Source organism: Persicobacter diffluens, from assembly GCF_036244895.1.
GTDB classification, from domain to species: Bacteria; Bacteroidota; Bacteroidia; order Cytophagales; family Cyclobacteriaceae; genus Persicobacter; species Persicobacter diffluens.
Window position 1 is genome coordinate 559,004 of the sequence record NZ_BQKE01000002.1, and the last position, 13,912, is coordinate 572,915.

Genomic DNA, 13,912 nt, shown 5'->3' on the forward strand with positions numbered 1-13,912 from the left:
TCGTTTTTTTTTTAAATTTTAGGGCGGTTACGAGCGTGTTTAAAAACCAAAATTCGCAGCGAAAATTGATCATTCCAAAAGCGATAAAGAATTATTTTGAGGCTCTCTCTGCCAAAATACTAACCGCACTTCCCGTGAAAAGCAAGAGTTGGTCGTCTTTCAACCAAAAATGATTTACCTCCTCCATCACCTTAAAAAAAGCATCTTCATATTTCATTGTGGCCTCGCAATACATTTTTGTTCCAGCTAAGGGACCCAATTTAATCGCATAATCCTGATCACCCATTTCAATTCCGCCAAAATAGCGATTGCATCCGCCACGGCCCGCCACTTTCGCCTTATCCGGATCTATAGCCAAACTCACCTCCACGGAATCGGGCACCATTAAATCTTCAATTTGAAGCACTTTCCATTCTCCCGCAAGATGCGCTAAACCGGCATCAACCTTTTCCTGTAGCATTACTTCCTTTAAAATATAGCGTAATGAACTGGCATCCGCTGGCGGATTTTCTATTTCCTCAATTTTCACCGCAAGCTGATAACGATATCCGGGCTGATATTGAAACCCTTCAATCCCCCCGTAAAACAGTTGGAAGTCCGTTTTGTCCTCCCGCTTCACGACCATACAATTCATGGGGCCAACACCTGTACAGTCCAGTGTAAAGGGTGCTATTTCTATTATCATAAGTCTTTCCTGTACCACTTCTTTTTTTGCTTTGCAGGACCAAAAAGCCACTACAAAAGTCAGTAAAACGAAAAAGGTATTTATAATTCTCATAGGGTTAAATTTTAATCCGATGAATTTAATTATACAAATTTTAATTTTTCAAAATCATAAGCTAAGAACATGTTTATAAACACACCATCAGGCAGCAAGTTTGAATCATTGGAAGCGATATAGGATAATTTCTCAACAATAGCGATACTAATTGCTCAAAATAATCGGATATCGCTTCTTCAATAATCAAATTTTCGCTGCGAATTTGGGTTTATAAACACGCTCCAAAGGGTGCCGGAAATATAGCGGCTCCAACAATTGGCTTATTTGTTAATGGGCCTGAGCGGGATATTTTAAATGATCCCTGGTATCCTCCACTATTTTTTTTCGGTATTCCTCACTATAAGGTTTGGTAATCGGACTAACCGGCATTAAACCAGAAGGATTATATTTAAACTTCCCATTTTCTTCCACTTTAATATTACCATCCATATATTTCACCAATAAATAGTTATCCAATTCTTTCCATCGCTGCACCATTTTATCGGCATTATTGACTGAAAAATCAGTTACAAAATCAATCGCCATTTGGGTATCGATTTTCATTAATTCCTCAGCGGCCTTATCAATCGCCGGTACTGTTTTAATATACTTTCCTTCCAATTCAGACTGAAGCTTGCGGATATCCTGAATAATCTCATCGTAGCGCATATAAGCAAAATTCGTCACCCTGTTGAACACCCAAAAAGCTGCACTCTCCGAATAAGTTAACATATCTCCATTCCCAACAGCAAAGCTCTCCGGCACACGAGTGGAAGCCGAATAAATCGGCGTATAACAAGTGGAATAAGTGTCATCCACACCGAACCACAATAGGCCTCCAAAAGCATCCGGCAGCCAGGAGCGGGACTGAGACACAAAGGAAAAACCTGTTTGCTGGGTAGAAATGGCCCTCTCATTAAAATAAGTGGCTCCTTCCGATTCCCAGGTCAAAGGTCTCCAACGATAAGGACAAGCCGATGGCCCAGCGCCAGCATCGTTGGTCATGTCCATAGGTGTCCCTTCGTAGTGGTCACGCATCAGTTCCATGGCATCTTTTACCGTTAATAATGCGTCTGGTTTTACATACAAAGGCATTCTGTCTTTAGATAAATCTCCCATAGCATAATCCTGATATTTAGCCCCAAAGGCAGGATTCACACGATTAAATATACTCCAGGCCCGTGCATCACAAAACCGAACTGCCCCAAAATCCAAGGGGGCATAGGCCGCCGAAAAGTCAAAGTCTTTCTTCTTACCCGAAAAATAACCCTGTGCTATCGCGAATTCCACTACGTCTTCCGAATAAATAAAATTATCAACATCTTTAAAATCAATATGGGTAATCCGGGCCTGATTCGCATGGGCAGAGATATAACCATCCGGTATACGCTGTGCCACCCAAACGGCTCCTTTCTCCACTTCCCCTTTTGAAATCATCTCTAAAACCCAAACCTCCTCTTTGTCTGCAATGGAAAATGATTCTCCGGAAGAATAATAACCATAATCTTTTACTAAATCCGTCATGATCTGAATAGCCTCCCGAGCAGTTTTAGCCCTTTGCAAAGTAATATAAATCAAAGAACCATAATCCATAATTCCATTTGGGTCATGCAGTTCCTTGCGACCGCCAAAGGTGGTTTCCGCAATGGCAAGTTGGTGCTCATTCATATTACCGATCACATTATAGGTATGGGGAACCTGAGCAATTTCCCCCAGAAATTTCCCGGTATCCCACTCAATCACCTGCAGCATTTCCCCAGGGGCATGATCTGCCGATGGCCAATGATATAATTCCCCATATAAAACGTGGCTGTCCGCCGCATAAGTAATCATCGTGGAGCCATCAGCCGAGGCTCCTTTGGTGACCAATAAATTAGTACATGCCCAAACGGATGGTGTTCCCAACAACAAGAACACGGTCATCCAGCTAAAAAAAATCTTCTTCATCATTTCTCAATTTTGCCTGAAAATAACCATTAATTTATTCAATTACCCTACCCTTGTCCAAAACTGACAGAAAGAATCCCATTCCCTGGAGGTTAAGCGTCTGTTAAAAGCCACCTTTCTAAAAAAGCACCAATAGCAGGAATTTGGGTACTTATTCTTCCCCATGGAGGCCATACGCTCTAATAAAGCGCTGATATATGCCACTAATTTTTTAGGATTAGACCAACTTAAGCCGAATTATGCACCGCTAAATTAATCAAGCAAACAGAAGTGACTTATTATCGGTCCTTTGAAACAAGTTTTCGTTGAGTTATAATAGCCAAATTTGAGCAAGCTTACTTTCTTCTTATTCCTCTGTTTCGTTGGAAAAAACTCGAAATAGGAAAAATTCCTTCATTTTTTCCACCTTACAGCTAAACGAGAATTTTAGCATGAATAATCCGGGTTAACGGGGCATGGAACGAAAAAAAACCGAATCAGCTTGCATTTAGTTTACACGTAAACTACATTTGTAATATCAAAGTTCATTTATATGAGAATAGAGGAAGAAATAAAGACGACTAAGTTTAAGAATTTAAAAATGAAAGCAATTCTTAATACTGTATTCACGGCAAACTGGTTCAATGCCCAGAGTGCAGAACAACTTCGTGCTTTTGACCTTTCCCTTTCACAGTATAATATCCTTAGAATTTTGCGTGGCTCTTATCCCAAAAGATTACCGATTTTGGAAATTAAAGCCCGCATGCTCGACAAAACGCCAAATACCACACGTTTAGTGACAAAGCTTTTGGAGAAAAGACTGGTGGAAAGAGAACAATGTGAGTCGGACCGTCGGGTATTTTATATCAGTATTTCGAAAGAGGGGCTGGCCTTTCTTGAGGATGTGGATCAACAATTAGAGCCGGTTGAAGCGCAATTAAACCTCACGGAAGAAGAGGCAAAAACTCTGTCCGACCTTTTAGATAAAGTCAGAGGATAAAAAAATTTACATAATTAGTTTACAAGTAAAATAACTTAACTACAACAAAATGAAAATCACGGAATTAATTGCACGCATTTTATTGGGACTATCCATGACCATCTTTGGACTAAACAAATTCCTTAACTTTATTCCTATGGGCGAAATGCCGGAAGCGGAGGCCAACTTAATGGGGGCATTTGCGGCATCAGGCTTTATGTTTCCGGCGATCGCTTTGGTAGAAATTATTGGAGGCGTTTTATTATTAACCAACCGCATGATAGGTTTGGCTTTAGTTATTTTGGCGCCTATCATCGTCAATATTCTACTGGTTCACCTGTTTCTTGCTCCAGCTGGCCTTGCTATTGCCCTGGTACAAGTAGCACTGATAGGGATTTTATTTTATGCCCACAAAGAAAAATTTTATCCTATGATTTCATTAAAAGGCTAAATCCTTTTGGACTATCAGATGATTACGGGCACCATGTCTCTAGAATTTGAAGGCAATACATCCCTTATGTAGGAACCCAGATTGAAGAGCGTGATTTAATGCAGGGGGTAATTAAGATAAAAACTATGTAATTCACGGAGTCAAAACCGATTCGCCTCTTGCCAAAATCTGGCTTCACTCATTCATCTTGGAAAATTCATGATGGGCTTCCTACGCTTAGGCCGGCTTATTCCTGCTAAAACCCTCGTTTAGTTGCCGGGCGCCAAAAATGAAGGAATTTTTCCTATTTCATTTTCACCAACGAAGCAGATGAAGGAGGAGAAAGAAAGCAAACCCAAATTTGAGCTATTCAAAAATCAACACAGCTAACCGCAATACCTTGATCATAACGCTTTCTAATAATACGCTACATCTAACAGCGAATCATTTGGTTTAGCAGCGTCCATCCTACATTAAAAATATAAATTAGAATATAATAAATCATGAAACATCTCGTTATTATTGCTCATCCCAACCCTACTTCCCTTTCCTTTGCGTATGTGGATCAAATTGTAAAAACTACCGAGGAGAATGGTCATGAAGTAGAGGTGAGAAATCTTTATGACATTGGCTTTAAGGCTACTTTAGATGCTACCGACTTTGGTGCATTCCAACAGGGTGAAAGCCCTGAGGATATTGCCAAGGAGCAGCAATGGATTAAATGGGCCGATACCATTTCCTTTGTATATCCAATATGGTGGACAGGAATGCCCGCTATTTTAAAAGGTTACTTCGACCGTGTCTTCGCCTATGGTTTCGCCTATTCAGTCAATGAGGATGGTTCTTATAACCAACACCTATCAGACAAAAAAGTATTGGTTTTTAATAATCATGGCGCTCCCGCAGAATACTATGATTCGGCCGGATTTCACGACGCTTTCCTTAAGACCTCTGATGAGGGCATATTTAACTTCACCGGCATGGAGGTGTTAAAGCATCACTTCTTTGGTAATGTGATCAATGGAAGCGATGAGTTAAGAAAAGGGTACATTGCTACAGTAAAAGACACTATAGAACGCTTTTTCCCTGCTACCGTAGAAGCATAATCTGGGATGTTAATTAAAAAAAGAGATTGGTTGATTCCAATCTCTTTTTTTATGACAATTATCATTTTATAATTTGCCATTTAACGTTTTTTAGATATTAGTTGAAAACTAAATTCATAATTGATAAAAATATCAGCATTTGAAAACACCACTATTTCAATAAATTAAAATAAATGTAAAAATAATGAGACGATTGATAGCTCTTTTTTTCACCAAACCCTTAACCCCAAGGTAATTATTTCGTATTTTTCAAAAAGAATTTTTTAAACTATGGATCATTTGTTCTCTAAGCTATTAGTAGCCCTTCCCATTGGCGGGTGTTTTTTTTGGGCATTCAATCATATGTTGACGGCCTTCAAATTTCCTCACGAATATGCCCTGTTACCATCTGTAATCGCATTTCTAGCCATCGCATTTTTAACGGCCATCTATGGCTTTTCCATTTTATCCATTACCAAAAAGAAAAAATCCAGATAAACCATTTATCTCCGGGCTGTTTTCAGCCCATTCAAGTATTGTTTGTTGCCCCTAAATACAAAAACCGCAAATTATCATCTGCGGCACTCAATCTTTTGGTAAGCAAAAATAATCGTTATTGTTATTGTTATTTGTCCAGCGGCTCATCAGGATATGGGCCGTTTGTACTGAAAAAAGCATACCTCTATGCTTCGGTACCTTTACAGGAATAAGCATCTATAATGGCATTTCAAGCCAACCCTTTTTAAGAGTCATTTGCGGTTTTCCATTTTATCCATTACCAAAGGTAAAATAATCCGGATAAGCCATTTGTCTCAGCTTTCCTCAGCCCATTCAAAATGGGGCTTATTGCCCCAAAAACACAAAAACCGCAAATTATCATCTGCGGTAATCAATCTTTTGTTAAGCTAAAAAAGTCGTTAGTGTTTTTCTGTCCAACGGTTCATCAGAATATTGGCCGTTTGTACTGCAAAAAAATCATACATATCTGCCTCGGTACTATTTCTGGATATTGAACGATATTCTTTAGCTGTAGCTTCCATTTCTTCAATGGTCTTAAGAACACGCATGTCTTGTGGCGTAGCATTCACCTCTTCCAAATCAAACGCTCTGTTATTCAATACTACAATCATAATTACTCATTTAAAAATTAAACTTTATTCGATACGCGGGAAGTTTTGTTTATACATAAGATACTGAATAGGTAAAGAGTAAGTTACATTAATTGAATTAAATTTTGATTAATTAGGGAAATATTTCCTTCACTTTTATGCATAAAATGATAAACAAAGGGCATCATAAAAAGTCTGGCCATGAACAAAATTTGGCAAATATCACTTTTGACTCCATAAATGATAAGGAATTTTAAAATTTAACCCCAAAAAATAAATGCAAAACACCAACTACGCAAAAGGTAAAGTTTGGGCAACAAGCCTGCTGGTGGTTATGATTTTCCTGTTTATTATTGCACTTATTTTTAGAGATCATCATCCTGTTTTTCAACTTTTACAGGCATTCACCGAAGCCGCCACCGTCGGGGCATTGGCGGATTGGTTTGCGGTGGTCGCTTTGTTCCGATATCCGATGGGGATAAAATTCCCGCACACGAATATCATAGAGAAGAAAAGGCAACAAATTGCGCAGGGCCTGGGGCAATTTGTCGTCAACAGCTTTTTAACCAAAGCAATTATTGAGGATGAGTTAGCAAAATTCAATATTATTGACCGGCTATATCATTGGAGTCGGGAAAATCCGCAATGGGAAGCATGGGTAAAATGGATGAGTCTAAAATTACCCCAACTGATTAAAGATATAGAAGAAGAATTGGCCAATAACATCCTGCATGAACAGATCAAAAATCTTTTAGGGGAGACGCAGATCCAATCCCTATTCCGTTATACTTTGAAGCAAGTAGAGGCTCATTCGCTCCATCATTATCTGGTTCAAAAAGGTTTAAAATGGGCAAAAGATAATCAGGAGATCCTATTTCAGCATATATATGGAAAAATGGTGGAGGAAGGCAATCTATTCGAACAGGCCTTTATGGGACTTTCAAAAAAAAGAATGGAGGAACGGTTTTATCATTTCCTCGAAAAGCTTACTTCTTCTTATGATGAGATGCTTGGCGCTTGGGTGGAAGCACAATTTCAGGAATTGAAAACCCATCAATTAGACCAACCGGAGTTTCAACAAAAAATTCAGCTTTACCTGCTTCAGTTTCTTGAACAGCCTCCTGTAAACACCTATATCGAAAAAGCATGGACCACTTTAGCTCCTACCCTCATCGCATACCTGGAGCGCGAACAAGCACAAATCCAAAAATTTATCCTTTCCTATAGTTCCCGGCAACTACAATTATGGTATGAAAATCAAGTACAGCGCGATAAAATAAACCACTATTTTCAAAACACTATCACGCAATGGATTTTTGAAAAGCGCGAAAAAATTGGTCAGATCATTGAGACTACCGCGCAGGGATGGACGGATATTGGTGCCCGAATGGAAGCAGAGGTGGGGAATGATCTTCAATACATTCGCATCAACGGGACACTGATTGGGGGAACTATTGGGCTTTTGCTATATGGGATTGAACAGCTTTTTGCCCTATGGCTGTAAAAAAAGCCGATCGAAAGGATCGGCTTTAATAGCGTGTTTAAATCTTATTGCTTATTGAACAGAATAAAAGTTGAGTTCCTCCACTCCGGCTGCCCAGAGCAAAAGGGCTTTATCCTTTTCCAGCTGAACTTCCAGCTTCAATAATTTCTGATTGGCTTCTAACAATTGGCTTTCCCGCGTATTCACTAAAAACAAGGAACTTTCCCCGGCTTCAAACATCGCCTGCTCTCCGTTTAGCAAGGTGGTGTAATTCTCCACCATCGCCCGCTGAATCTCAATCAAGCGATTGGTATTTACCAACTCATTATAAATGGACAAAACTTCGGTATCAATTTCCTTTTCACGCTGACGGCGATCAAAGTCCACCTGTTCCATTTTAATCTTGGTCATTTTTAGTTTTGCCCGTTCTTTTCGCAGTAAAATCGGGAAACTAAAATCAAAACCCCATTTATAATTATTGTTAAATACATTTTGGCCCAATTCATTTTCAAATCCCAGCGTCTGATTGATGATATTATAATTAATATTCAATTCAGGCTTTAGATTCTCTACCGCCATTTTCTTATCCAGAATTAAATTGCGCGCTTTCGCATCCAGCTTTACTAAATCCGGATGACGCTGGGAAGCCAACATCATCAGTTGCGCCAAAAACTCCTCGGACTGATAGCCTTCCAAAAGATCTTCATACACCGGATACAAACTTCCGTCCATTTCTAAAGGCTCTTCATTTTCATTCCAAAGGTAATTAGATACCAAAAGCGAAGAATTCACAAAACCTATTCGGGCCTCCATATAAGTTACTTCGCGCTGTTGAAAGTTAATAAAGGCCTGTACAGAATCAATGGGCGCCTCATCTCCATTTAAAACCGCCTGTCGAACAGCTCTAAAACGTTCATCCGAAAGTTGGAATATTTCTTCCGCTACCTGTAGATTACGATAAGACAAGTACCATTGCCAATAATCTTTGGCGGCGGAAAGCAACACCTTGTTGATGGCTTTGAGTTGCTCTGCCTCGGCAGCCTGCTGATTAATTTGTGCCTGACGAAGAGTTAACCTTCTGGCATCCATCACCAAGCCCTTTCCAATGGGTACACTCACCCCGGCATACATTAAACCTGCATCGGGAGTACTGGACTCAGGGTTGACATAAAGCCCCTCGGCCCGCTCAAAACCTGCTTTAAAATCGACATTAAACCAGGTGGGTACACTCACATAAGCATCCAACAACTGGTAATAATTTTTATCTTCAAAAACTTTCTGTTTCAATTTGGCCTGCGCTTTGGGATCAAAGCTACCACGGGCATAGCGAATTTCTTCCTGTGCCAGAGGGCTTAGATAGCGCGACTGCTTTACAATGGGATGATATTGTAATATCAATTGATAAAATTCATCCAGAGAAAACGGCTGAACACTCTCTCCACTCCCAATTGCCTCCAGAGGCGTCGGAATAATGGAAAGCGTGTCCTGCTGTGCCCGACCTTGATTGAGCTGCATCAGAAAGAATAGGCTGAAAATGATTTTCAAAAATTTCTTCATTCTGAATTACTTTTTAGAGGAAGCCTCGGCAGTGGGAACATTGGGCAACTGTGGAGGGAAACCATTAAACTGACGCCACAATTCGTACCAAACCGGCACTTCATCCAGCATGGCCCAACCATTGGCGCCGGAACCGATCCGTAAGATATCCGGCCATTCCTCATCATTCGGATCAGGCTTAACCAGGATTCTATATTTCCCTCCCTGGGAATCGACATAATCGATCACCTCAACAATGCCCCCAAAGGTTCCAATGGAGGCATTGGGCCAACCACTAAATTGTAAAGCAGGCCAGCCATCGAATTGCAATCTGACTTTTCCCCCGGCCCGCAATAAACTTACATCCATTGCTTTTACATATAACTCCACGGCCAGATCGGTACTTGCAGGCAAAATCGTTACTACAGATTCCCCTTCCTTTATAGTTTCGCCAATACCGGCAATTAAAGCCTTCACGATGTATCCATCCTGGGGCGCTTTAATACTGTATTGATCTGAGCGGATTTTTAGGTTAGCATATTCATTTTCCAGTTTGGCCAAAGAACCTTCGGATTCGTATAAGTCAGATCTGGTAGCCCCCAAATCAGACTCCGATTTGGAAATTTTATCCAAATACTCTGCTTCCACCGCATTCAGCTCCACCGCCAGGCTCAGAAATTCATTTTTGGTGGCCAAGAATTTATTTTCCTTAGAAACCAGTTTGGCCGCACTTTCCTGTAATTTCAACTTACGGCTTTCCAATTCGGTCAGGGATTTTAAACCTTGCTCATATAATGCTAACTGCCGGTCAAACTGTTTCTCCGCCACTTCATAATTAATCCGCTCGGCTTCATAATCAATACTGTCAGATTCAAACTTCAAGACCGTCTGCTGCTGCTTAATCTTAATTTGCTCTAACTTTAACTCCCGGGCCTTCCGCAGGGCAGAAATTTGCTTCTCTAATGCCAAAATTTTGGCTTATTTGGCGTTCAGGCTATTTTCCTTGGCGAATAATTGCTCCTGCGTTCTGGGTAACAACTGGGGATCGAAGAATTTATCCTTGATCTCTGAAATTACCATCAGGGTATCTCCGGCATGCACATACTGCCCTTCCCGGACTTTCCAGGATTCTATTCGACCTGCAATGGTGGTTTGCACATTTTGAGGGCGATTGGAAGGGTGAAAGGCCGTCACCTTGCCATAGCCATTGATATTCTGCTGCCAGGGCACAAACATGATCAAAAAGGTAAGGGCCAAAATACCCACTAACCATTTCGCCAATATTTTCCCATATTGGGGGGTAACCAAAGTTTTCAGCGTTTGCAGTCGGTTTTCCTCCGTCTGCGAATACATTTTGTTTTTTGAAACATTCAACATATCGGTAGACGATTTAAGAGGTTACAATTTCAGCATAGGCCTTGGTACTGGAGATTTTTTTAAAGTCCCCATCCTCAATCAATTGCCCCTGCTTTAAAATAATGGTTCGATTACACTTTAAATGAACATCCTCATGATCTGAAAGCACTACCAATGTCCAGTTACGCTCTTCTGAAACCAAATAATTCAAAATATTTTCCCGATCGGCCGTATCCAAATTGGAGAAAGTATCATTAATAACGATTAATTGCGGTTTCTTCGCAATACTTCGGGCGATCAATAGCTTATCGATGGTCGAAGAAGATAATCCCTTTCCGCCAGCAACCAAATTGGTTTGAAGTCCATCCTGCATCAAATTGGTCTCACGTTCAAGCCCTACGATTTTAATAGCTTCAATAATTTCGTGATAGCTAATATTAGATTTCCCCATGGAAATATTTTCTGCAATGGTGCCTTCAAAAATCACATCAGAAGTCATATTAATGGACACCTGATCATGAAAACTTACCAAATCCAAATCACGGGCATTCAGGCCGTTGAAAACCATGGCGCCATTATATTTTGTATAACTTCCACTGAGCAGACTAATCAGCGTATTTTTGCCGGAATTATTATATCCGGTGATCGCCACACGCTCCCCCGCCTCAATTTTGAGATTCAAATTTTTCAGACCAAAGCGACTACGCCCCTCATAACTATAGGATACATCCATCAATTCCACCGACATTCCCCGGTTAAAATTGCTATGTCGCTCCAATTTTACGCCACCTTGCCTTTCTAAAGGAATATCCATGACATGACCAATTTTATCCACGGCCACTAAAATATCATAAACCGAATCCAGATAGGCAATAATCTTCTCCACCGAACTTACCACCAAAACAATAATAATTTCGGAAGCCACAAACTGCCCCAGGGTAATCTGCCGATCAATCACTAAGAGAGAACCAATCACCAAAACCCCTCCAACCACGAGCATTTTGAATAAGACAATAAAACCATACTGCCCCATCAAAACCCGGAAATGTCGGGCACGATTGGTTAAATAGGACTCGACCTGCTCATCCGTTCTTTTAACAGGCAAATAAGTGGTTCCTGACATTTTAAAGGCGGAAAGGGAACGTGCCAGCTCCTCCAGCCAATAAACGGTTTTATACTTATCTTTTGACGTTTTTATTGCCCATTTCATCCCGTTTTTACCGGTTTGATACACAAACCAACCGATGAACAAAAATAAGAATATTCCAAAAAAGACGAAAAACTGATGATAGAAGGATAATAGAATTAATCCAAAAAAGATTTGCAAAAGCGCGCCCGACATATCAATCAAAAGCTTCGGCAAAGACTTTTGAATGGTGAGCACATCAAAAAACCGGTTCATTAATTCCGGCACGTGACTTCCATCAATAGATTCCATTTTAAATCTTGGAACCCGCAGAGTGAAATCATAAGCAGCTTTGGCAAAAATCCTACGCTGTAAAATCTCCACCATATAATATTGCATAATCTGCAGCCCACCATTTAATAAAACACCAAGCAATACAAAAGCAATCAGAAAAATAACCGTTCGAAACAGAACGCCTGAGGAGATCAAAGAGATAATGGCTTGCGTTCCCAGGGGCAGGGTCAGCCCGACGAGCCCTATTACTACGGCATAAATAAATATATAAGCAATTTCCTTTTTCTCCACGGTCAGCAAACGAACCAGTCGCTGGTAGGGACTTAAATGCCCCTCTTCCGAACTGGTGGATTCGGGAGAGCCCGGGCTCTGGTTTTTGAAAACCATTAAAAACAACACCTCCCCTTTCTCATAGCGAATGAGCTTTTCTAAAGCGGAAAATGGAACTTGCTGCTCTCCCTCCGGGAAAATGGCTAATATTTCTAACTCCTTTAAATTCTTATGTTGTAATAATACAGGAACTGTATTTCCTTTAATTTCTGCGAATACCAACATGGGATTATCCAGCTCCTGGCAGTAGGCCAAAAGTGCTTCCTCACTGGTTTCATTACGAAGGATTAAAAGATCATTGATTCCCATAATACGGCTCAGGTCATTACAGAAATCTCTCACTTCCAGGTAATAGGAACCACCGGACAAATCCAAGCGGCGGGCCAATTTCGGATCATAATCCAAACCGGCACGTTCGGCAAGCAAGTGTGCGGCACGAAACAGTTGTAACTGATTCATAGAAAAAAATGATTAATGGTGTATTGGATAATTGATTGTTGATCATGCTAATTTAGTCCAAAATGTAAGATTCCGGAAATATTTGTACTTAAATCAAGCAGACTGAAAGATAAAATCTACAAATAGGATATAGGATTTAGCGATAAGTTAAAACAGTATTGTGAATTCATTTAAAAGTACTAATTGAGTATTAATAAAAATTCCACTCACGTGAACAATAAAGGCGGTTTTTTCGTTCATAAATTATATTTATAAGCACTTTAAGCCAATGATAAAAATTTACCCCCTACTGCTCTTTATCGGAATAATCCTATTTACAAAATGCATGGAAGATCAGCCTTCCAACGGAATTACACAAAACAGCTCAGACGATCACCCAAAGGCTACCGCTACTTATGAGGTCATTATTACAGGGCAATGGAGCCGGTCTAATTTCCCAACCGATTACCCCAAAAATCCTCGATTTTCAAGCTTTGTGGGGCTTACACATGCTCGCCCTATTGACCTATTCAATGTAGAAGCCACCGCGAATAATGGCTTACAACGGTTTGTTAAGGATAAAGATGCACAATTGTTGCAAAAACACATTCAATTCTTAACAAAAGATGGAAAAGCTGGACAGTTAATCAATACGGAGAGCATCAATTCGGGAACTGGCACGCTAAGATTTGAGCTGACCGTTGATGCTAAAAATCCCTATATGACCATCATTTCTACCCTTTCTCCCAGCCCGGGATGGTTTGTAGGTTTAAAAAATATGGCCCTATTCAAAGAGGGCCAATTTGTCGGGGAACTTACTCAAAATTTGTATTCGTTCAATGCGGGTATTTCTGAAGCTAATGATTACAACAGTTCCCCAAAAAGCTCTATCGAAAGCCCGATCTCGACCCTTACCGGATATCCCTTTAGTGAAGACCCTGATCAAATGCCCATTCTAGCCAAGGTCACCGTCACCCGAATTCCACACCCTTAGGTGCTGCATTCTATTTCAAGGGCTTTGCCCTCCTGCTTTCAGGTATTTCATAGGTTTTTAAATAGC

The 13,912-nt window shown here is 40.4% G+C and carries 13 protein-coding genes; 6 read left to right on the top strand and 7 right to left on the bottom strand.

Annotated features, from left to right (window positions below):
* Positions 1-91: 91 nt before the first annotated feature.
* Both AAA970_RS16825 and AAA970_RS16830 read right to left on the bottom strand, forming a co-directional pair.
* Positions 92-778, bottom strand: a complete 687-nt coding sequence (locus tag AAA970_RS16825) for a DUF4377 domain-containing protein (protein WP_338238053.1) — start codon at positions 776-778, stop codon at positions 92-94.
* A gap of 270 nt (positions 779-1,048) precedes the next feature.
* The gene (locus tag AAA970_RS16830) at positions 1,049-2,710 is read right to left on the bottom strand and encodes a dipeptidase (RefSeq protein WP_338238054.1); all 1,662 of its coding nucleotides are present in this window, start codon (positions 2,708-2,710) and stop codon (positions 1,049-1,051) included.
* 577 nt (positions 2,711-3,287) lie between these two features.
* On the opposite strand from AAA970_RS16830, the gene AAA970_RS16835 reads away from it, so the two are divergent.
* From AAA970_RS16835 to AAA970_RS16850, 4 genes are all read left to right on the top strand, one after another.
* The gene (locus tag AAA970_RS16835; RefSeq protein WP_338238055.1) at positions 3,288-3,686 is read left to right on the top strand and encodes a MarR family winged helix-turn-helix transcriptional regulator; all 399 of its coding nucleotides are present in this window, start codon (positions 3,288-3,290) and stop codon (positions 3,684-3,686) included.
* A gap of 49 nt (positions 3,687-3,735) precedes the next feature.
* Positions 3,736-4,116 carry a DoxX family membrane protein gene (locus AAA970_RS16840; protein ID WP_338238056.1) on the top strand — a complete coding sequence of 127 codons (381 nt, stop codon included), beginning with the start codon at positions 3,736-3,738 and terminating at the stop codon, positions 4,114-4,116.
* Between the two features lie 482 nt (positions 4,117-4,598).
* Positions 4,599-5,201, top strand: coding sequence for an NAD(P)H-dependent oxidoreductase (locus tag AAA970_RS16845; protein WP_338238057.1), 603 nt, complete (start codon positions 4,599-4,601; stop codon positions 5,199-5,201).
* A gap of 270 nt (positions 5,202-5,471) precedes the next feature.
* Positions 5,472-5,678 carry a hypothetical protein gene (locus AAA970_RS16850; RefSeq protein ID WP_338238058.1) on the top strand — a complete coding sequence of 69 codons (207 nt, stop codon included), beginning with the start codon at positions 5,472-5,474 and terminating at the stop codon, positions 5,676-5,678.
* A gap of 419 nt (positions 5,679-6,097) precedes the next feature.
* Here the strand turns inward: AAA970_RS16850 and AAA970_RS16855 are convergent, their stop codons facing one another.
* Positions 6,098-6,310 carry a hypothetical protein gene (locus AAA970_RS16855; protein ID WP_338238059.1) on the bottom strand — a complete coding sequence of 71 codons (213 nt, stop codon included), beginning with the start codon at positions 6,308-6,310 and terminating at the stop codon, positions 6,098-6,100.
* A gap of 256 nt (positions 6,311-6,566) precedes the next feature.
* Between AAA970_RS16855 and AAA970_RS16860 the strand changes: the two genes are divergently transcribed.
* On the top strand, positions 6,567-7,793 hold the full coding sequence (locus AAA970_RS16860) for a DUF445 domain-containing protein (RefSeq protein WP_338238060.1): 1,227 nt from the start codon (positions 6,567-6,569) through the stop codon (positions 7,791-7,793).
* Between the two features lie 51 nt (positions 7,794-7,844).
* Here AAA970_RS16860 and AAA970_RS16865 read toward each other — a convergent pair whose 3' ends face one another.
* From AAA970_RS16865 to AAA970_RS16880, 4 genes are read right to left on the bottom strand one after another with little or no spacing between them, the layout of a single operon-like run.
* Positions 7,845-9,329 (bottom strand): TolC family protein, encoded by a 1,485-nt coding sequence (locus AAA970_RS16865; RefSeq protein WP_338238061.1) that lies wholly within the window; start codon positions 9,327-9,329, stop codon positions 7,845-7,847.
* Between the two features lie 6 nt (positions 9,330-9,335).
* The gene (locus AAA970_RS16870; protein WP_338238062.1) at positions 9,336-10,277 is read right to left on the bottom strand and encodes an HlyD family secretion protein; all 942 of its coding nucleotides are present in this window, start codon (positions 10,275-10,277) and stop codon (positions 9,336-9,338) included.
* Positions 10,278-10,286: 9 nt separating this feature from the next.
* Positions 10,287-10,685: a biotin/lipoyl-binding protein gene (locus AAA970_RS16875; protein WP_338238063.1), complete on the bottom strand. Its 399-nt coding sequence runs from the start codon at positions 10,683-10,685 to the stop codon at positions 10,287-10,289.
* Between the two features lie 13 nt (positions 10,686-10,698).
* Positions 10,699-12,873 carry a peptidase domain-containing ABC transporter gene (locus AAA970_RS16880; protein ID WP_338238064.1) on the bottom strand — a complete coding sequence of 725 codons (2,175 nt, stop codon included), beginning with the start codon at positions 12,871-12,873 and terminating at the stop codon, positions 10,699-10,701.
* 325 nt (positions 12,874-13,198) lie between these two features.
* Between AAA970_RS16880 and AAA970_RS16885 the strand changes: the two genes are divergently transcribed.
* A complete protein-coding gene (locus tag AAA970_RS16885; RefSeq protein ID WP_338238065.1) occupies positions 13,199-13,846 on the top strand; it encodes a spondin domain-containing protein in 648 nt (215 codons plus the stop codon).
* The last annotated feature ends 66 nt before the right edge of the window (positions 13,847-13,912 follow it).